Origin of the sequence: Streptomyces polyasparticus (assembly GCF_014493765.1) — a bacterium.
In the GTDB taxonomy this organism is placed as follows: domain Bacteria; phylum Actinomycetota; class Actinomycetes; order Streptomycetales; family Streptomycetaceae; genus Streptomyces; species Streptomyces polyasparticus.
This window is the reverse complement of record NZ_JACTVJ010000004.1, coordinates 186,640-205,436: the sequence shown is the minus strand read 5'-3', so window position 1 is coordinate 205,436 and position 18,797 is coordinate 186,640. Positions and strand designations below refer to the sequence as shown.

Sequence of the window (18,797 nt, the reverse complement as noted above, 5' to 3'; positions counted from 1 at the left end):
CCGTATCCGGCGAACCGGTGCGGGCCGTCCGTACTCGTACGGACCTGCTCGATGTCACCCGAAGGGCTCCGGAGAGGTAGGGTCGAAGGCGGTCGGGGACATCCCATACAGCTCGCCGGCGGACAGTCCGGCGTACCAACGAGGAGATCGGTTCGTGACGATCCGCGTAGGCATCAATGGCTTTGGTCGTATCGGCCGCAACTACTTCCGGGCTCTGAAGGCCCAGGGTGCTGACATCGAGGTCGTTGCCGTCAACGACCTGGGTGACACCGCCACCACTGCACACCTGCTCAAGTACGACACCATCCTCGGCCGCTTCCAGGGCGAGGTGTCGCACACCGCGGACACCATCACCGTCGACGGTCACACCATCAAGGTGCTGTCCGAGCGCAACCCGGCCGACATCCCGTGGGGTGAGCTCGGTGTCGACATCGTCATCGAGTCGACCGGCATCTTCACCAAGAAGGCCGACGCCGAGAAGCACATCGCCGGCGGCGCCAAGAAGGTCCTGATCTCGGCTCCGGCCTCGGACGAGGACATCACCATCGTGATGGGCGTCAACCAGGACCAGTACGACGCGGCCAACCACCACGTCATCTCCAACGCGTCCTGCACCACCAACTGTGTGGCGCCGATGGCCAAGGTTCTCGACGAGAACTTCGGCATCGTCAAGGGCCTGATGACGACGGTCCACGCGTACACCAACGACCAGCGCATCCTCGACTTCCCGCACAAGGACCTGCGCCGCGCCCGTGCCGCCGCGGAGAACATCATCCCGACCACGACGGGTGCCGCCAAGGCCACCGCCCTGGTCCTTCCGCAGCTCAAGGGCAAGCTCGACGGCATCGCCATGCGCGTGCCGGTCCCGACCGGTTCCGCCACGGACCTGGTCGTCGAGCTGCAGCGCGAGGTCACCAAGGACGAGGTCAACTCCGCGTTCAAGAAGGCCTCCGAGGACGGTCCGCTCAAGGGCCGTCTGTACTACACCGAGGACCCGATCGTGTCCTCGGACATCGTCAGCGACCCGGCCTCCTGCACCTTCGACTCGCAGATGACCATGGTCCAGGACGGCAAGACGGTGAAGATCCTCGGCTGGTACGACAACGAGTGGGGCTACTCCAACCGCCTCGTCGACCTGACGGAGTTCGTCGGCGGCCAGCTCTGAGCTGACGCTTAGGTCAGGCATCTCGATGTGAGCAATGGGGCTCGGACGGCGCGCAGTTGAGGCGTCGTCCGGGCCCCGTTCGCTTGTAGCTTTTCCTCGTTGTTTCTTCCTAGGAGTCCTTGAGTCATGAAGACGATCGACGAGCTTCTCGCCGAAGGGGTCACCGGCAAGCGGGTCTTCGTCCGCGCCGACCTCAACGTGCCGCTGGACGGCACCACCATCACCGACGACGGCCGTATCCGTGCCGTCGCGCCCACCGTCAAGGCGCTCGCCGGCGCCGGTGCCCGCGTGGTCGTCGCCTCGCATCTGGGCCGCCCCAAGGGCGCCCCGGACCCGGCCTTCTCGCTCGCGCCCGCCGCCGCGCGCCTGGGTGAAATCCTCGGCGCCGACGTGGCGTTCGCGACCGACACGGTCGGCGAGTCCGCGTCGTCGACCGTCGCCGGCCTCGCCGACGGCCAGGTCGCCGTCATCGAGAACCTGCGCTTCAATGCCGGTGAGACCTCCAAGGACGACGCCGAGCGCGGCGCCTTCGCGGACCAGCTCGCGGCCCTCGCGGACGTGTACGTCGGCGACGGCTTCGGCGCCGTGCACCGCAAGCACGCCTCCGTGTTCGACCTGCCGGCCCGCCTTCCGCACGCCGCCGGCTACCTGATCGCCACCGAGGTCGGCGTACTCAAGAAGCTCACCGACGACGTCAAGCGCCCCTACGTGGTGGTGCTCGGCGGCGCCAAGGTCTCCGACAAGCTGGCCGTCATCGACAACCTCATCGAGAAGGCCGACCGGATCCTCATCGGCGGCGGTATGGCGTACACCTTCCTCGCGGCCCAGGGCAACGAGGTCGGCAAGTCGATCCTTCAGGAAGACCAGATCCCGGCCGTCCAGGAGTACCTGAAGCGGGCCGAGGCCAAGGGCGTCGAGTTCGTGCTCCCCGTCGACGTACGGGTCTCCGCGGACTTCCCCGACCTGAAGAACCAGGTCGACGTGCACCCCGACACCGTGGCCGCCACCGCCATCCCGGCGGACAAGGAGGGCCTGGACATCGGCCCGAAGACCGAGGAACTGTACGCTGCCAAGCTGCAGGACGCCGCCACCGTGTTCTGGAACGGCCCGATGGGCGTCTTCGAGCACAAGGACTTCGCGAACGGCACCCGTGCCGTCGCCAAGGGCCTCGTGGACTCCGCCGCGTTCTCCGTGGTCGGCGGCGGAGACTCGGCCGCCGCGTTCCGCATCCTCGGCTTCAGCGAGGACAAGGTCGGTCACATCTCGACCGGCGGCGGCGCCTCGCTTGAGTACCTCGAGGGCAAGTCCCTCCCCGGCCTCGTAGCACTGGAGAAGTGAAGATCATGACGCGCATGCCCCTGATGGCAGGCAACTGGAAGATGAACCTCAACCACCTCGAGGCCATCGCCCACACCCAGAAGCTCGCCTTCGCGCTGGCCGACAAGGACTACGAGGCCGTCGAGGTCGCCGTCCTGCCGCCCTTCACGGACCTCCGTGGTGTGCAGACGCTGGTCGACGGCGACAAGCTCAAGATCAAGTACGGCGCCCAGGACATCTCGGCGCACGACTCCGGCGCGTACACCGGTGAGATCTCGGGCCCGATGCTCTCGAAGCTGAAGTGCACCTACGTGGCCATCGGCCACTCGGAGCGCCGCCAGTACCACAACGAGACCGACGAGATCTGCAACGCCAAGGTCAAGGCCGCCTACAAGCACGGCATCACGCCGATCCTGTGCGTCGGTGAGGGCCTGGACATCCGCAAGGCCGGCCAGCAGGTCCCGTACACGCTGAACCAGGTCGACGGCGCGCTCAAGGACATCCCGGCCGAGCAGGCCGAGTCCATCGTCATCGCGTACGAGCCGGTCTGGGCCATCGGCACCGGCGAGGTCGCCACCCCCGAGGACGCCCAGGAGGTCTGCGGTGCGATCCGCGGGCGCCTGGCCGAGCTGTACTCGCAGGAGCTGGCCGACAAGGTCCGCATCCAGTACGGCGGCTCCGTGAAGTCCGGCAACGTCGCCGCGATCATGGCGCAGCCCGACGTGGACGGCGCCCTGGTGGGCGGTGCGGCTCTGGACGCCGACGAGTTCGTCAAGATCGTTCGATTCCGGGACCAGTGAGGTTCGTCCGGTTCCGCGACCAGTAGGGTCCGGTACCCTGACGGGGGTCGGCTCCCTCTTTGGAGGGCCGGCCCCCGTCGTCGCGTATCTTGCGACGCACACGTTGTCCGATTCCGAGGAAGTTGGTCCAGCCGTGGTTATGGGCTTCTCGATCGCCCTGATCGTCTTCAGCCTGCTGCTGATGCTCCTTGTCCTGATGCACAAGGGGAAGGGCGGCGGCCTCTCCGACATGTTCGGTGGCGGTATGCAGTCCTCCGTCGGCGGCTCCTCCGTCGCAGAGCGCAACCTCGACCGGATCACCATCGTGGTCGGTCTGCTGTGGTTCGCCTGCATTGTGGTGCTCGGCCTGCTGATGAAGCTGGACAGCTGAGCCTTCCCGCGCCTGCATGCGGCCCGAGTGCCGCTTGAGCGCACCAGTGCTTTCCGGGCAGCCGCCTCGTTTTCGGGGCGGCTGCCCGTTTTGCTGCCCGCTTTGTTGCGAACGGACTTCGTTCCCCTGTCCACGCGGGCACTTACGCTGTGCTTAATATGGGGCGTACGTCTCGGGGTGGGGGTGTAACTCCAATCACTGGACGCGCGTTGGGCCTTACGTAGACTGGGGCACCCGCGGCGCAGCCGCCGGTGGGCAACGCTGTGCAGCACCGTTACGCAGGGAGTTACGACCGTGGCAAGTGGCAACGCGATCCGTGGAAGTCGGGTCGGGGCGGGGCCGATGGGCGAGGCCGAGCGAGGCGAGTCAGCGCCGCGCCTGCGCATCTCCTTCTGGTGCTCCAACGGGCATGAGACGAAGCCCAGTTTCGCCAGCGACGCGCAGGTCCCCGATACCTGGGACTGCCCGCGCTGCGGATTCCCGGCAGGTCAGGACCGGGACAATCCGCCGGACCCGCCGCGCACCGAGCCGTACAAGACACACCTCGCGTATGTGCGTGAGCGGCGCAGCGATGCCGACGGCGAGGCGATCCTCGCCGAGGCGCTCGCGAAACTGCGGGGCGAGATTTAGTACTTGAGGTCCGATCGGAACCCATTCGGGGTGTCCGGTCGGACCTGTTTCGTACCTCTCGGACGCTTTTGGCGGCCTCCGGCGGCCCCTGTCGTGTTCGTCGCCCGGCCGATTGTCAGTGGCACCCTTTACGGTTTCGATCACGGGAACCGGAGGGGGAGTTGTGACTGCAGTCGAGGCCGTGGGCGTGCAAGTGCCCACGTGGCGTGGCGGGTTCGGACGGCTGTGGGCGGCCGCGGTCCTGTCCAAGTTCGGCGACTCGCTGCGCACGGCCGCGCTGCCGCTGCTCGCCGCCTCGCTCACCGACGATCCGCTGCTCATCACCCTGGTGAGCGCGTGCGGCTATCTGCCGTGGCTGCTCTTCGGCCTGCTCGGCGGCGCCGTGGCGGACCGCGTGGACCAGCGGCGCGCGATGTGGGCCGTCGATGTCGTACGAGGGGTCCTCATGGCCGCCTTCGCGCTGGCCGTGGCCCTCGGGCATGCCTCGATCGCGCTGCTCATAGCCCTCGCCTTCCTGCTCACCACCCTCCAGACGCTCTTCGACAACGCCGCCACGGCTCTGCTGCCGTCCCTCGTGCCCGAGAGCGCCCTGGGCAGCGCCAATGCGCGGCTGATGACCGGACAGCAGATCGCCGGCGGCTTCGTGGCCGCCCCGCTGGTCCCGGTGCTGCTCGCGGGCGGGATCGCGCTGCCGTACGGGGTGGACGCGGCCACCTATGTCGTCGGCGCCTGCCTGATCGCCTCGCTGCGGATACCGGCTCCCGAGCGGGCGCCCCGGCCGCCGGGCGCGACCTTGCGCGGGGACATCGCCGAGGGTGTGCGGGTGCTGTGGCGGGACCGGCCGCTGCGGGCGCTCTGCTGGGCGACCACGCTCAGCAACATCGGCATGGGCGCCCTGATCGCCACGCTCGTCCTGCACGTGAAGTGGTGGCTGGACGCGGGCGACGTCGGTTATGCCGCGGCGCTGACCGCCTTCTCGGCGGGCAGCGTGGCCGGTGGCTTCGTGGCGGGGCGGCTCGCGGGAAAGCTCGGGCGGCTACGGAGCGTGTTCGTCGCCGGGGTCGTCCAGCTGCTCTGTCTGCTCGCGATGGGCCTGGTCAAAGCCCTGTGGGCGGCGCTGGTGAGCCTGGCGCTGTTCGGCGTGATGAGCATCGTGTGGAACGTCAGCCAGCGCACCCTGATGCAGGAGCGCAGCCCGCGAGAGATGCTGGGCAGGATCAGTGCCGCCTACCGCACCCTCGCGGTGGCCGGAGCTCCGCTGGGCGCCCTGCTCGGCGGTGCGGTGGCCACGGCCTGGGGGCTCAACGCTCCGGTGCTCCTCGCGGCCGGGGTCTTCGTCGCGGCGGTGGCGGTACTGGTGCCGGTGCGCCGGGTCGACGGGCCTCGGGGCGACATCTGATCAATTAGGTTGGTGGGGCAGGGGCGCAGCACTCAAGCCGAGTGCTCAGGACGACAAGAAGGCTGGAAGTCCGAGATGAACGCAAGTGACCGTACGCGGCTGAACCAGATGCCCGAGTGGGCCGCGCTGGCCAAGCACCGGGAGCAGCTGGGCGAGACGCATCTGCGCGATCTCTTCGCGAACGACCCCGGGCGCGGCACGGGCTACACCCTGCAGGTCGGCGATCTGCACCTGGACTACTCCAAGCACCTCGTCAGCGACGAGACGCTGGGGCTGCTGCGCGAGCTGGCCGCCGCCACCGACGTGTTCGGGCTGCGCGACGCCATGTTCCGCGGCGACAAGATCAACACGACCGAGGACCGTGCCGTCCTGCACACGGCGCTGCGCGCCCCGCGCGAGGCCGTGATCGAGGTCGACGGGCAGAACGTCGTGCCCGAGGTGCACGCGGTGCTCGACAAGATGAGCGCGTTCTCCGAGAAGGTCCGTTCCGGCGAGTGGACCGGCCACACCGGCAAGCCCATCAAGAACATCGTCAACATCGGCATCGGCGGCTCGGACCTCGGCCCCGCGATGGCGTACGAGGTGCTGCGCTCCTTCACCCAGCGCGACCTCACCGTCCGCTTCGTGTCCAACGTGGACGGGGCCGATCTGCACGAGGCCGTACGGGACTTGGACCCGGCCGAGACGCTGTTCATCATCGCCTCGAAGACCTTCACCACCATCGAGACGATCACCAACGCCACCTCGGCGCGCAACTGGCTGCTCACCGAACTGCAGGCCGGCCAGGAAGCCGTGGCCAAGCACTTCGTGGCCCTGTCGACGAACGCCGAGAAGGTCTCCGAGTTCGGGATCGACACGGCCAACATGTTCGAGTTCTGGGACTGGGTCGGCGGCCGCTACTCGTACGACTCGGCCATCGGCCTCTCGCTGATGATCGCCATCGGCCCGGACAACTTCCGCGAGATGCTCGAAGGCTTCCGCCTCGTCGACGAGCACTTCCGCACCGCGCCCGCCGAGGCCAACGCGCCGCTCCTGCTCGGCCTGCTGGGCGTCTGGTACGGGGCGTTCTTCGACGCGCAGTCGCACGCCGTGCTGCCGTACTCGCACTACCTCTCCAAGTTCACCGCGTACCTGCAGCAGCTGGACATGGAGTCCAACGGCAAGTCCGTGGACCGCGACGGCAACCCCGTCGACTGGCAGACGGGACCGGTGGTCTGGGGCACGCCCGGCACCAACGGGCAGCATGCGTACTACCAGCTGATCCACCAGGGTACGAAGGTCATCCCGGCCGACTTCATCGGCTTCGCCAAGCCGGTGGACGATCTGCTGCCGGGCCTGGTCGCCCAGCACGACCTCCTGATGGCCAACTTCTTCGCCCAGACCCAGGCGCTCGCCTTCGGCAAGACGCCCGACGAGGTGCGCGGCGAGGGTGTGCCCGAGGAGCTGGTCACGCACAAGACCTTCAAGGGCAACCACCCCACGACGACGATCCTCGCGTCGGAGCTCACGCCGTCCGTGCTCGGCCAGCTGATCGCGCTCTACGAGCACAAGGTGTTCGTGCAGGGCGCGATCTGGAACATCGACTCCTTCGACCAGTGGGGCGTCGAGCTCGGCAAGGTGCTCGCCAAGCGGGTCGAGCCCGCTCTGACCGAGGGCGCGGACGTGTCCGGCCTCGACGCCTCGTCCAAGGCCCTGGTCGCCAAGTACCGTGAGCTGCGCGGACGTTGATCCCTTCGGTGTGCGCGCCCGGTGGTCACCGGGCGCGCACGTCTGTCCGGCCCTGACGTGCGTGGCTGCGTGACTGCGGCGCGTCATGACGGCCCGGCCCTGACGTGCGTGGCTGCGTGACTGCGGCGCGTCATGACGGCCCGGCCCTGAGGGGCCCGAACGCCCTATGGACGAACCCCCTTCGCCTCACTAACGTCGGCCCGCACCCCCCACGTGACAGGCACCGGCCACCACGCCGGTGTCTCATCCCATGAGGAGAGCCATGTCACGAAGATGGGCAAGCCGGTTAGTGCTTTCCGCGGCCGCAGGGCTCCTGGTCATACCGCTGGCCACTCCGGCGGCGGCCGCGTCCGCCATCGACGTACAGGCCAACAGCCCCCAGGTGGCGGGGGATCCGGCGAGTGACACCACCGCGGTCTTCCCCACCAACAAGCAGAACGAGACCTCCGTCGCGGTGAATCCGCTCGACGACAGGCTCCTGATCAGCGGCGCCAACGACGAGCAGCGCCAGCCCGCTTGCGGGCCGGGTCCGGTCCGCGGACCCGGCGTCGACCCCAGCGACTGTTCGTTCTTCCCCGGAGTGGGTACCTCCGGTGTCTACACCTCCAGCGACGGCGGCAAGAGCTGGACCAACCGCGGTCTGCTCGACGACCAGCCGTCCTGGAAGGCCTCGGACTTCGTCTCCGACGGCGACCCGGTGATCTCGTACGGTCCGAAGCCGCAGGCGGACGGCTCGTTCAGCTACGCCAAGGGCGCCCGCGCGTACTACTCCAGCCTCGCCTCGTACAAGCCGGGCCGCAGCCCCTATCCGCCGAACAAGGCGCCCGAGCTGCTCGCCGTGGCCTACTCCGACGACAACGGTCTGACCTGGAGCGCTCCGGTCATCGCGACCGTCAAGGAGAATCCGAACGACTTCAACGACAAGGAATGGGTGACGGTCGACGCCTCGCCTACGAGCCCGTACTTCGGGCAGGTCTATCTGACCTGGACCGAGTTCCGCGCCGCAGGACAGTCCGAGCCCGTCATGGTGTCCGTGTCGCGCAACGGCGGCAGGAGCTACTCCCTTCCCAAGCAGCTCTCCCCGGCCGGCAACAACGGCACGGGCAACGGCCGTCAGGGCTCCATGCCGACCGTCGGGCCCGACGGCACGGTGTACGTCGGCTGGGAGGAGGGCTCCCAGCAGCTGGTGTCCGTGTCGCGGGACGGCGGCTCGCGCTGGGCCCGACCGGTCTCCGCCGGCTCCGTGGTCGATATCCACGACCCGATCCCGGGCTCCAACTTCCGTACGAACAGCTTCCTTTCGATCGCCGCCGACCCGCGTCCCGGGTCGACCTCCGTATGGGCGGCCTGGGTGAACAGGACCCCGGACGGCGGCCGGGTGGTGGTCGTGCGCTCCACGGACCGCGGCGCCACCTGGTCCGCCCCCGAGACGGTGTCCGGCGGCGCCGAGGGCTATGCCTTCTACCAAGGGCTCGCCGTCGCGCCCAACGGCCGTGTGGACGTGGGCTATCAGGCCCAGAAGGCCAAGGACCCGACGACGTACGGGACCGGCAACGCGGCCATCGACGCCTGGTACGTGGCCCGGCCGGACGGCGGCGGCTGGAGCAGTCCGGTCAAGGTCTCCGGCGCGTCCAGCGATCCGGCGGTCAGTGCGCAGAACAACCTGGCGCGGCAGTTCATGGGCGACTACAACACCATGGCGTCCACGGCGAAGAAGGCCTGGTTCATCACCACGGACGCGCGGCGCGGCGCGGGCTGCCCGGCCGTGGACGCGTATCAGCACGAGGTCGAAGGCACGAGTGTGGTGCGCGGTGACATGCGGGACCGGATCGCCACCAGGCTCGGCAAGGACCCGTACGCGGCCGATCCGTTGAGCAAGCCCGCTCCGCCGCTTGACTGCCCCGCGCAGTTCGGCAACACGGACGCGTACGTGGCCGTGATCACGCCGTGAGGCGCTGACCGCGCGGCCCGTTAATCGGATGCGCGGTGACCGTCCTGGGGGTGACACTGCTGCGGCCCAGTCCGTGGCGTCCCTCGCCCCCAGGAAGGTCCCCTCATGAGCCGGCATCTGCTCGCCGCCCTCGCCGATCCCGAACGCCTGAAGCTGTACGCGAGCATCGTCCGCTTCGGTGACGCCGCCGAGGCGTCCGCCGGCAAGGCGGGGCAGAAGCATCTGGCGCGCCTCATCAAGGCCGGCCTGGTGGAGCCGCTGCCCGACGGGTCCTTCAAGGCGGACGCGGCCGTCTTCCAGGAGGCGCTCGCGGCCGAGACGCAAGGTGAGGAGCAGGGCGTCCCCAAGGAGTTGCGCCCGTTCTTCGCGGAGGGGCGGCTGCGTTCGATGCCGATGCGTCCCGCCGTACGCCATGAGCTCCTCGCGTACCTCGTCCGCACGCTCTTCGAGGAGAACCACCCGTACACCGAGCCCGAGGTGAACCAGCGCTTCACGACGGTGCACGACGACAGTGCGATGCTGCGCCGCTATTGCGTGGAGGGCGGTCTGCTGCGCCGCACGAAGGACGGCGCGAGTTATCAGGCGGCCTGAGGTCGAGAGGTCGAGGACCGTGCGGCTACCGGAACCTCCGTAATTCCTACGGCAGTTGACCCGCGGCGTCCGGATCCACATTCCACCGCCGCGGGAGCTGCGCGCCGCAGAACACGCAGACGTAGTCGTCCTCGCGCACGATGGAGCGCTCCTGGCAGGCCTCGCAGCGCCGGAAAGCCACCTCATGGGTCCAGCCGCCAGGGTGCTCGATACCGGCGCGGTCCAAGGCGGCGGCCACGGCGGTCCAGGAAGCGGGGTCCGGACAGTATCCGGTGGACTGGTTGGTCACCTCGACAACCGACCAGCGGCCGCTCGACGGTTCGGCAACGAAGGTCATCTCGCCTGCCGCGAGCACGAGCTGGCCGCCGGCGCACACCACATGCTCGCTACGGCGTGCGGCCAGGCGGAGCAGCCCGTCGGTGGTGACGACGAAGGTGAACGGCTCCGTCAGCTCGGTGGGCGGCAAGTCCTCGACCCAGGCCGTCAGTTCGGCCGATGAGCGCATCGCGGCGCCCATGCGCTCGGGGCGCACGAGAGCGAGCAGGTCCGCAGGCCCCACGTACCGGTACGTCCGTTCCCGTGCGCTCATGCGTGCACCGTACCGCCGGGCCGCCGCAGGGCACTCCGTACGGCAATCAAGGCCCTCGTCGAACCCGAGGCGACCCGTGTTTGAACGCGTTCAAAACCTCTGGCAGTATGGCGGATGCGGCGGTCGGCCGATGTGTGAGCCGCGGTCGATGCGGCGTGTCACAAGGGGGTTTGCCATGGGGGACGAGCGCGCTTCCGGCCGGATCATCTGGGTGTCGACGGTGGTGCTGTGCCTGGAGGCGGCACTCGCTCTGGTGGGGAGTGTGGTGTACGGGCAGACGCAGGAGTCGCCCAACGCGGGCGGCAACTACGCCTTGGGGGTGCTGGCTCTGCCGGTCCTGGCCGCGGGCGGCGCCTGCCTGGCGGTCGCGGTCTCGGCGGCCTTCGTGCTTCCCGTGGTCCGGCTGAGCAGTGTGCTGGCCCGGAAGTTCGGCAGGCACGAGGCGTGGTGGGTGCCGGTCGTCGTGGCGACTGTCCTCGCGACCCTGTCGGCAGCGGCTGCCGGGGCCGGCGCGGTGGACTGGGTCGCGGCCGTCGGCTTGTGGTCTGCGGCCACCGTCGGGCTCAGCGTTCCGGCCCTGCTCGGCCGGTTGCGGCGGCGGAGGTTGGTCGGCCCGGTGGTGGGGTGGGGGATGACCGCCGTCATCGGCGTCGGCGTTCTGGGGGCAGTGGCCCTCCAGACGAACATCATCGAGGCGTACCGTCCGCCGCTGATGTCCCCGGCGGCACTGGTCGGCACCTGGTCCGACGGAGACGGCGCGACGCTGACCTTCACCGCGGACGGCAGCGTCATCGCGTCCGGTGTGAAGGATCACGAGCTTGACGAGAACTTCGACACCGTGGCGAAAGCGTGCACAGGCGAGGGCACTTGGACGTACGAGCCCGGGGATGATGCCTGGTTGCAGGAGGTCAGCGTGGACCTTCCCGCATGCCAGTGGTCGCCCTGGAACGTGGGCGGCACGCAGGAGCGGACCACCCTCTATCAGTACATCGGCGACCCCGACAGCTGGGACCTGTACAGCCTGAGCAAGACGTAGCCCTCGGCCGGGCCTACTGCCGCCGCTCGACCGCCTCGTTCATCACCGCGCGCAGAGCCGGCCGGTCGATGTCCGCCGCCGAGTGGAGCTTCACATGGCGGTGGACCTTGCCCTTGCCCTGGAGGAGGCCTTCCGGGTCCGGCAGGGTCGCGCCGCGGGCCACGCCCAGGGTGACCCAGGACGTGTGCGGGGAGAGGACGAAGACCAGGCCCTTGTAGCCGGTGGACGAGCCGAATCCGATGTCGCCGCCGTCCACGGTGACCACCGCGTCGGGGTAGAGGTCCAGGATCAGACCGACCGCCCGCCAGGCCGTTTCCGCTACTGCGGGGGACTGGCGGGCGAGCAGGGCCTGGACATCGGGATTCATACCGAGATCACGCGAGCGACGGCGGGTACAGCGCTCGCGGCAGCTGCGAAGCCGCTGCCGAGTCCAGGAGCCACAGCGTGCGGCTGCGGCCGTACGCACCCGCGGCCGGGGCCTGGAGTTCGCCCGTGCCGGACAGCGCGATGGCCGCGGCCTTCGCCTTGTCCTCGCCCGCCGCGAGCAGCCACACCTCACGCGCCGCGCGGATCGCGGGGAGCGTCAGCGAGATGCGGGTGGGCGGGGGCTTGGGTGCGCCGTGCACGCCGATGACCATGCGTTCGGTCTCGCGGACGCCCGGGTGCTCCGGGAACAGCGAGGCCACGTGGGTGTCGGGCCCGACGCCGAGCAACAGCACGTCGAACGACGGGACTTGGGCGTGGTTCTCGGGCCGGGCGGCCGCGGCGAGCTCGGCCGCGTAGGCCTCCGCCGCCGCGTCCGCGTCGTTCCCGTACGCCCCGTCCGAGGCCGGCATCGCATGCACCCGCGCCGGGTCGAGCGGCACCGCGTCGAGCAGGGCCTCGCGGGCCTGCGTGACATTGCGGTCCGGGTCGCCCTCCGGCAGGAACCTTTCATCGCCCCACCACAGATCGAGCCGCGACCAGTCGATCGCGTCACGGGCGGGGGAGGCGGCGAGCGCGGCGAGCAGCCCGTTGCCGTTGCGGCCGCCCGTCAGGACCACCGACGCCGAGCCGCGCGCGGCCTGGGCGTCCACGATCTTCGTGAGCAACCGGGCCGCGGCGGCCTGCGCCATCAGTTCCTTGTCGCGGTGGACGACCAGCTGAGGTGATCCGGTCACTTGCTCGCTGCCTTCTTCGCCGTACGACCGCTGCCGCTCGCTGCCTTCTTCGCGGGCTTCTCCGCAGCGGGAGCGGCCTCGGCAGCAGCGGGCTCATCCAGGGGCGGCACCGTCTGCATCGAGACCGGCTCGCCGAGCCGGTCCACGCCGAACTTCAGCGCGGACGCATACGTGTCGTCAGGGTCGAGCCGCCGCAGCTCCTCGGCGATCAGCTCGGCCGTCTCGCGGCGCTTGAGCGCCACGGCACGGTCGGGCTGTCCCTGCATGGAGAGCGTGGCGAGGGAGCCGTCGGCGCGGTCGAGGACGATCGGGCCGCAGTCGGTGCTCATCCGGACCGCGGTGAGACCGGGCCCGGCCGACAGGGTGCGGCGCACGGTGACGCCGAGCCGGTCGGCCAGCCACATCGCGAGCAGCTCGCAGCTGGGGTTGTACTCCTCGCCCTCCACCTCGACTTCGGTCACCTTGCAGGTCACCTGGTCGAGCGCCGCGGCCAGCATCGAACGCCACGGCGTGATGCGGGTCCAGGACAGATCCGTGTCGCCGGGGGTGTACGCATCGGCGCGCGCGGCCAGTTCGTGGATCGGCTGCTCGGCCGCGTACGTGTCGGTGACGCGACGCTGGGCCAGCGCACCGAGCGGGTCGGTGGCGGGCGACACCGGGGCGTTCACCGGCCACCAGACGACCACGGGGGCGTCGGGAAGCAGCAGCGGAAGGACCACGGACTGGGCGTGGTTGATGATCTCGCCGTGCAGGCGGAGCACCACCGTCTCGCCCGTGCCCGCGTCCGCGCCGACCCTGACCTCGGCGTCGAGCCGGGACTGGGTGCGGTCACGGGGCGAGCGCGAGGCGCGCTTGATGACCACGAGCGTGCGCGAGGGGTGCTCGCGCGAGGCGTCGCTGGCGGCCTTGAGCGCGTCGTAGGCGTTCTCCTCGTCGGTGACGATGACGAGGGTGAGCACCATGCCGACTGCGGGCGTGCCGATGGCCCGGCGCCCCTTGACGAGCGCCTTGTTGATCTTGCTGGAGGTGGTGTCCGTGAGGTCGATCTTCATGGCCGACGCCAGCTCCGTCCGTCTCGTTCGAGCATTTCGTCCGCCTCGGCGGGACCCCAGGTGCCCGCCTGGTACTCGGCGGCCTTGCCGTTGCTGTCCCAGTACTGCTCGATCGGGTCGAGGATCTTCCAGGACAGCTCGACCTCCTCCGTACGCGGGAAGAGGTTGGAGTCGCCGAGCAGGACATCGAGGATGAGGCGCTCGTACGCCTCGGGGCTCGACTCGGTGAAGGACTCGCCGTACGCGAAGTCCATGGACACGTCCCGGACCTCCATCGACGTGCCCGGCACCTTGGAGCCGAAGCGCACGGTGACGCCCTCGTCCGGCTGGACCCGGATGACCAGGGCGTTGCGGCCCAGCTCCTCGGTCGCGGTGTGGTCGAAGGGGGAGTGCGGCGCGCGCTGGAAGACCACCGCGATCTCGGTGACGCGGCGGCCGAGGCGCTTGCCCGTACGGAGATAGAACGGCACACCCGCCCAGCGGCGGTTGTCGATCTGCAGCTTCACCGCGGCGTAGGTGTCGGTCTTCGAGGACGCGTTGATGCCGTCCTCCTGGAGATAGCCGATGACCTTCTCGCCGCCCTGCCAGCCGGCCGTGTACTGACCGCGCACGGTGCCGGTGGACAGGTCATCGGGCAGCTTGACCGCGCCGAGCACCTTGGTCTTCTCGGCCGCGAGCGCATCCGCGTCGAAGGAGGCGGGCTCCTCCATCGCGGTCAGCGCGAGCAGCTGGAGCAGGTGGTTCTGGATCACGTCACGCGCGGCGCCGATGCCGTCGTAGTAGCCGGCGCGGCCGCCGATGCCGATGTCCTCGGCCATTGTGATCTGGACATGGTCGACATACGACCGGTTCCAGAGCGGCTCGAAGAGCGTGTTGGCGAAGCGGAGCGCCAGGATGTTCTGGACGGTCTCCTTGCCGAGGTAGTGGTCGATCCGGAACACCTGGTCCGGCGCGAACACCTCGTGCACGATCGAGTTGAGCTCCTTGGCGGAGGCGAGATCGTGCCCGAAGGGCTTCTCGATCACCGCGCGGCGCCAGGAGTCGCCCGACTGGTCGGCGAGCCCGTGCTTCTTGAGCTGCTGGACGACCTTCGGGAAGAACTTGGGCGGTACGGACAGGTAGAAGGCGAAGTTGCCGCCCGTGCCCTGCTTCTTGTCCAGGTCCTCGATGGTGGCCTTGAGCGTTTCGAAGGCGTTGTCGTCGTCGAAGTCGCCCTGGACGAAACGCATGCCCTGGATCAGCTGCTGCCAGACCTCCTCGCGGAAGGGCGTACGCGCGTGCTCCTTGACCGCGTCGTGCACCTCCTGCGCGAAGTCCTCGTCCTGCCATTCGCGGCGGGCGAAGCCGACGAGCGAGAAGCCCGGCGGCAGCAGGCCGCGGTTGGCCAGGTCGTAGACGGCAGGCATCAGCTTTTTGCGCGACAAATCGCCCGTGACGCCGAAGATCACCAGGCCCGACGGCCCCGCGATACGCGGGAGCCGTCGGTCAGCTGCGTCACGGAGCGGATTGGCTCCGAGTGCGGTCAAGGTGTCAGCCCTCCGAAGGGGCGAGCTTCTTGAGCTCTGCCTCGGTCGACTTGAGCAGGTCGTTCCAGGACGCCTCGAACTTCTCGACGCCCTCGTCCTCGAGGAGCTGTACGACGTCGTCGTACGAGATCCCGAGCTTCTCGACGGCGTCGAGCTCGGCGCGGGCCTGCTCGTAGGTGCCGGCGATGGTGTTGCCGACGATCTCGCCGTGGTCGGCGGTCGCCTCCAGGGTGGCCTCCGGCATGGTGTTCACCGTGCCGGGCGCGACCAGGTCGTCCACGTACAGGGTGTCCTTGTACGCGGGGTCCTTGACGCCGGTCGAGGCCCACAGCGGACGCTGCTTGTTGGCGCCGGCCTTGTCGAGGGCGCCCCAGCGGTCGGAGCCGAAGACCTCTTCGTACGCCTGGTACGCCAGACGCGCGTTGGCGAGCGCGGCCTTGCCCTTGAGGGACTTGGCCTCGTCGGTGCCGATCGCGTCCAGGCGCTTGTCGATCTCGGTGTCCACGCGGGACACGAAGAACGAGGCCACTGAGTGGATCTTGGACAGGTCCAGGCCCTTGGCCTTCGCCTGCTCCAGGCCCGCGAGGTAGGCGTCCATGACCTCGCGGTAGCGCTCGAGCGAGAAGATCAGCGTGACGTTGACGCTGATGCCCCGGCCGATCGTCTCGGTGATCGCCGGCAGACCCGCCTTGGTGGCCGGGATCTTGATGAGCGTGTTCGGCCGGTCGACCAGCCATGCCAGCTGCTTGGCCTCGGCGACCGTGGCCTTGGTGTTGTGCGCCAGGCGCGGGTCGACCTCGATGGACACCCGGCCGTCCTGGCCCTCGGTCGCGTCGAAGACCGGGCGCAGGATGTCGGCGGCGTCCCGTACATCCGCGGTGGTGATCATGCGGATGGCTTCCTCGACGGTCACCTTGCGGGCGGCGAGGTCGCTGAGCTGCTGCTCGTAACCGTCGCCCGAAGAGATCGCCTTCTGGAAGATCGACGGGTTGGTCGTGACGCCCACGACATGGCTCTGGTCGATGAGCTCGGCCAGGTTGCCGGACGTGATGCGCTTGCGCGACAGGTCGTCCAGCCAGATCGCGACGCCTTCTTCAGAGAGGCGCTTGAGTGCGTCTGTCATGGAAATTGCATCTCCTACGTGTCGTATGAAGCGTCTATGGGCGTCAGCGCTGAACGGCGGCGAGAGATTCCTTGGCGGCCGCGGTCACCGCGTCGGCGGTCAGGCCGAACTCCTGGAAGAGCACCTTGCCGTCGGCCGAGGCACCGAAGTGCTCGAGCGAGACGATGCGTCCGGCGTCCCCGACGAAGCGGTGCCAGGTCAGACCGATACCGGCCTCGACGGCAACCCGCGCCTTGACGGACGGCGGCAGGACGCTGTCCCGGTACCCCTGGTCCTGGGCCTCGAACCACTCGACACACGGCATCGAGACGACGCGGGTGGCGACACCCTCGGCCTCGAGCGCCTCGCGCGCGGCGACGGCGAGCTGCACCTCGGAACCGGTGGCGATGAGGATCAGGTCCGGGGTCTCCTTGGAGGCCTCGAACAGCACGTAGCCACCCTTGGCGGCATCCTCGTTGCGCTCGTACGTCGGCACACCCTGACGCGTCAGCGCGAGGCCGTGCGGCGCGGACTTGCCGTAGTCCTTCTTGCCGCGGCGCAGGATCTCGCGCCAGGCGATCGCGGTCTCGTTGGCGTCGGCCGGGCGGACCAGGTTGAGACCCGGGATCGCGCGCAGCGCGGCCAGGTGCTCGACCGGCTGGTGCGTCGGGCCGTCCTCGCCGAGACCGATGGAGTCATGCGTCCACACGTACGTGACGGGCAGGTGCATGAGGGCCGACAGGCGCACGGCGTTGCGCATGTAGTCCGAGAACACCAGGAAGGTGCCGCCGTAGATCCGGGTGTGGCCGTGCAGCGCGATGCCGTTCATGGCCGCGGCCATGGCGTGCTCGCGGATGCCGAAGTGGATCGTGCGGCCGTACGGGTCGGCCTCCGGCAGCGGGTTGCCCTCGGGGAGGAAGGAACTCGTCTTGTCGATCGTGGTGTTGTTGGAGCCCGCGAGGTCGGCCGAACCGCCCCACAGCTCCGGGATCACCGCGCCGAGTGACTGCAGGATCTTGCCGGAGGCGGCACGGGTGGCGACACCCTTGCCGGTCTCGAACTCCGGGAGCTTCTCCTCCCAGCCGGCTGGCAGCTCGCCCGCGTTGATGCGGTCGAACTCGGCGGCGCGCTCCGGGTTGGCGGTGCGCCAGGCAGCGAGGGACTTCTCCCACTCGCTGCGGGCCTCGGCGCCGCGCGCCAGAGCGCCGCGGGTGTGGGCGATGACCTCGTCGGCGACCTCGAAGCTCTGCTCCGGGTCGAAGCCGAGCACGCGCTTGGTGGCCGCCACCTCGTCGTCGCCGAGCGCCGAGCCGTGGGCGGCCTCGGTGTTCTGCGCGTTCGGGGCGGGCCAGGCGATGATCGAGCGCATCGCGATGAAGGACGGCTTGTCCGTCACGGCCTTCGCGGCCTCGATCGCGTTGTAGAGCGCCTCGGGGTCCAGGTCGCCGTCCGGCTTCGGGTCCACGCGCTGGACGTGCCAGCCGTACGCCTCGTAGCGCTTGAGGGTGTCCTCGGAGATCGCGGTCTCCGTGTCGCCCTCGATCGAGATGTGGTTGTCGTCCCACAGCAGGACCAGGTTGCCGAGCTTCTGGTGGCCCGCGAGCGAGGAGGCCTCGGCGGAGATGCCCTCCTGCAGGCAGCCGTCACCGGCGATCGCGTACACGAAGTGGTCGAACGGGGACTCGCCCGGGGCGGCCTCCGGGTCGAACAGGCCGCGCTCGTAGCGGGCGGCCATCGCCATGCCCACGGCGTTGGCCACACCCTGGCCGAGCGGGCCCGTGGTGGTCTCGACGCCGGCGGTGTGGCCGTACTCCGGGTGGCCCGGGGTCTTCGAGCCCCAGGTGCGGAAGGCCTTCAGGTCATCGAGCTCCAGGCCGAAGCCGGCCAGGTAGAGCTGGATGTACAGGGTCAGGGACGAGTGACCGGCGGAGAGCACGAAACGGTCGCGCCCCACCCACTCCGGGTCGGCCGGGTCGTGCCGCATCACCTTCTGGAAGAGGGTGTACGCGGCAGGGGACAGGCTCATGGCCGTACCGGGATGGCCGTTGCCGACCTTCTGTACGGCATCCGCGGCCAGGATGCGTCCCGTATCTACGGCGCGCTGGTCGAGGTCGGTCCACTCGAGGTCTGTGGTGGTCGGCTTGGTGCTCACCCTGGGTCAGGGCTCCTCTCCACATGCTCCACATGTCGAAACCCGGCGGCGTGCGCCGACCGGATGTTCGTCGAGCCTACCGGCTGTTTTCCGCGCCCAACCCGCCAATCCAACCGGTGAAACATGGGTGCGGAGCGCCCGTCAATTGAGCACCCCGGCACGTGGCCGGGATCCTCCTCCAGACTGCCCGGCCACGGGTGGTTCCGCCTCCCGAAGCAGGCCGCGGCCT

17 protein-coding genes are annotated in these 18,797 nt (G+C 69.3%); 10 read left to right on the top strand and 7 right to left on the bottom strand.

All coding sequences use genetic code 11. From position 1 onward, the window contains the following. Window positions 1-154: 154 nt before the first annotated feature. The 9 genes from gap to H9Y04_RS46545 all read left to right on the top strand — a co-directional run bounded on the left by gap (window position 155) and on the right by H9Y04_RS46545 (window position 9,951). Window positions 155-1,165, top strand: coding sequence for a type I glyceraldehyde-3-phosphate dehydrogenase (gene gap, locus H9Y04_RS05280; protein WP_187812480.1), 1,011 nt, complete (start codon window positions 155-157; stop codon window positions 1,163-1,165). A gap of 126 nt (window positions 1,166-1,291) precedes the next feature. After that, window positions 1,292-2,503, top strand: coding sequence for a phosphoglycerate kinase (locus H9Y04_RS05275; RefSeq protein WP_187812479.1), 1,212 nt, complete (start codon window positions 1,292-1,294; stop codon window positions 2,501-2,503). A gap of 2 nt (window positions 2,504-2,505) precedes the next feature. Further along, a complete protein-coding gene (tpiA, locus tag H9Y04_RS05270; RefSeq protein WP_187813044.1) occupies window positions 2,506-3,282 on the top strand; it encodes a triose-phosphate isomerase in 777 nt (258 codons plus the stop codon). A gap of 139 nt (window positions 3,283-3,421) precedes the next feature. Then, a complete protein-coding gene (gene secG, locus H9Y04_RS05265) occupies window positions 3,422-3,652 on the top strand; it encodes a preprotein translocase subunit SecG (protein WP_147990402.1) in 231 nt (76 codons plus the stop codon). A gap of 294 nt (window positions 3,653-3,946) precedes the next feature. Continuing rightward, a complete protein-coding gene (locus tag H9Y04_RS05260; RefSeq protein ID WP_187812478.1) occupies window positions 3,947-4,282 on the top strand; it encodes an RNA polymerase-binding protein RbpA in 336 nt (111 codons plus the stop codon). Window positions 4,283-4,445: 163 nt separating this feature from the next. Further along, the gene (locus tag H9Y04_RS05255) at window positions 4,446-5,681 is read left to right on the top strand and encodes an MFS transporter (RefSeq protein ID WP_187812477.1); all 1,236 of its coding nucleotides are present in this window, start codon (window positions 4,446-4,448) and stop codon (window positions 5,679-5,681) included. A 75-nt stretch (window positions 5,682-5,756) separates the two neighbouring features. Next, window positions 5,757-7,409 carry a glucose-6-phosphate isomerase gene (pgi, locus tag H9Y04_RS05250; RefSeq protein ID WP_187812476.1) on the top strand — a complete coding sequence of 551 codons (1,653 nt, stop codon included), beginning with the start codon at window positions 5,757-5,759 and terminating at the stop codon, window positions 7,407-7,409. A 262-nt stretch (window positions 7,410-7,671) separates the two neighbouring features. After that, window positions 7,672-9,360, top strand: coding sequence for a sialidase family protein (locus tag H9Y04_RS05245; RefSeq protein ID WP_187812475.1), 1,689 nt, complete (start codon window positions 7,672-7,674; stop codon window positions 9,358-9,360). Between the two features lie 105 nt (window positions 9,361-9,465). After that, entirely contained in the window at window positions 9,466-9,951 is a 486-nt protein-coding gene (locus H9Y04_RS46545; protein ID WP_236070599.1) for a DUF2087 domain-containing protein, read from the top strand. Window positions 9,952-9,997: 46 nt separating this feature from the next. On the opposite strand, the gene H9Y04_RS05235 is transcribed toward H9Y04_RS46545, so the two are convergent. Beyond that, complete coding sequence (locus H9Y04_RS05235) at window positions 9,998-10,540, bottom strand: hypothetical protein (RefSeq protein WP_187812474.1); 543 nt, start codon at window positions 10,538-10,540, stop codon at window positions 9,998-10,000. A gap of 175 nt (window positions 10,541-10,715) precedes the next feature. Here H9Y04_RS05235 and H9Y04_RS05230 point away from each other — a divergent pair, with 175 nt between their 5' ends. Continuing rightward, window positions 10,716-11,576 (top strand): hypothetical protein, encoded by an 861-nt coding sequence (locus H9Y04_RS05230; protein ID WP_187812473.1) that lies wholly within the window; start codon window positions 10,716-10,718, stop codon window positions 11,574-11,576. A 13-nt stretch (window positions 11,577-11,589) separates the two neighbouring features. Here the strand turns inward: H9Y04_RS05230 and H9Y04_RS05225 are convergent, their stop codons facing one another. From H9Y04_RS05225 to tkt, 6 genes are read right to left on the bottom strand one after another with little or no spacing between them, the layout of a single operon-like run. Then, window positions 11,590-11,943 (bottom strand): DUF1801 domain-containing protein, encoded by a 354-nt coding sequence (locus tag H9Y04_RS05225; protein WP_187812472.1) that lies wholly within the window; start codon window positions 11,941-11,943, stop codon window positions 11,590-11,592. Between the two features lie 7 nt (window positions 11,944-11,950). Next, entirely contained in the window at window positions 11,951-12,736 is a 786-nt protein-coding gene (gene pgl / locus H9Y04_RS05220; protein WP_187812471.1) for a 6-phosphogluconolactonase, read from the bottom strand. Continuing rightward, window positions 12,733-13,788 (bottom strand): glucose-6-phosphate dehydrogenase assembly protein OpcA, encoded by a 1,056-nt coding sequence (opcA, locus tag H9Y04_RS05215; RefSeq protein ID WP_187812470.1) that lies wholly within the window; start codon window positions 13,786-13,788, stop codon window positions 12,733-12,735. The genes pgl and opcA overlap by 4 nt, the downstream gene beginning before the upstream one ends. Then, window positions 13,785-15,314 carry a glucose-6-phosphate dehydrogenase gene (gene zwf, locus H9Y04_RS05210; protein WP_187812469.1) on the bottom strand — a complete coding sequence of 510 codons (1,530 nt, stop codon included), beginning with the start codon at window positions 15,312-15,314 and terminating at the stop codon, window positions 13,785-13,787. The genes opcA and zwf overlap by 4 nt, the downstream gene beginning before the upstream one ends. A gap of 4 nt (window positions 15,315-15,318) precedes the next feature. After that, complete coding sequence (gene tal, locus H9Y04_RS05205; protein WP_187812468.1) at window positions 15,319-16,437, bottom strand: transaldolase; 1,119 nt, start codon at window positions 16,435-16,437, stop codon at window positions 15,319-15,321. 43 nt (window positions 16,438-16,480) lie between these two features. Further along, window positions 16,481-18,568, bottom strand: a complete 2,088-nt coding sequence (gene tkt / locus H9Y04_RS05200; RefSeq protein ID WP_187812467.1) for a transketolase — start codon at window positions 18,566-18,568, stop codon at window positions 16,481-16,483. Window positions 18,569-18,797 lie beyond the last annotated feature (229 nt).

Coding starts and splice junctions, on each gene's coding strand:
- tal (WP_187812468.1), bottom strand. CDS start 16,437: ATGACAGACGCACTCAAGCGCCTCTCTGAAGAAGGCGTCGCGATCTGG.
- H9Y04_RS05245 (WP_187812475.1), top strand. CDS start 7,672: ATGTCACGAAGATGGGCAAGCCGGTTAGTGCTTTCCGCGGCCGCAGGG.
- H9Y04_RS05225 (WP_187812472.1), bottom strand. CDS start 11,943: ATGAATCCCGATGTCCAGGCCCTGCTCGCCCGCCAGTCCCCCGCAGTA.
- H9Y04_RS05275 (WP_187812479.1), top strand. CDS start 1,292: ATGAAGACGATCGACGAGCTTCTCGCCGAAGGGGTCACCGGCAAGCGG.
- H9Y04_RS46545 (WP_236070599.1), top strand. CDS start 9,466: ATGAGCCGGCATCTGCTCGCCGCCCTCGCCGATCCCGAACGCCTGAAG.
- secG (WP_147990402.1), top strand. CDS start 3,422: ATGGGCTTCTCGATCGCCCTGATCGTCTTCAGCCTGCTGCTGATGCTC.
- pgi (WP_187812476.1), top strand. CDS start 5,757: ATGAACGCAAGTGACCGTACGCGGCTGAACCAGATGCCCGAGTGGGCC.
- opcA (WP_187812470.1), bottom strand. CDS start 13,788: ATGAAGATCGACCTCACGGACACCACCTCCAGCAAGATCAACAAGGCG.
- H9Y04_RS05235 (WP_187812474.1), bottom strand. CDS start 10,540: ATGAGCGCACGGGAACGGACGTACCGGTACGTGGGGCCTGCGGACCTG.
- H9Y04_RS05230 (WP_187812473.1), top strand. CDS start 10,716: ATGGGGGACGAGCGCGCTTCCGGCCGGATCATCTGGGTGTCGACGGTG.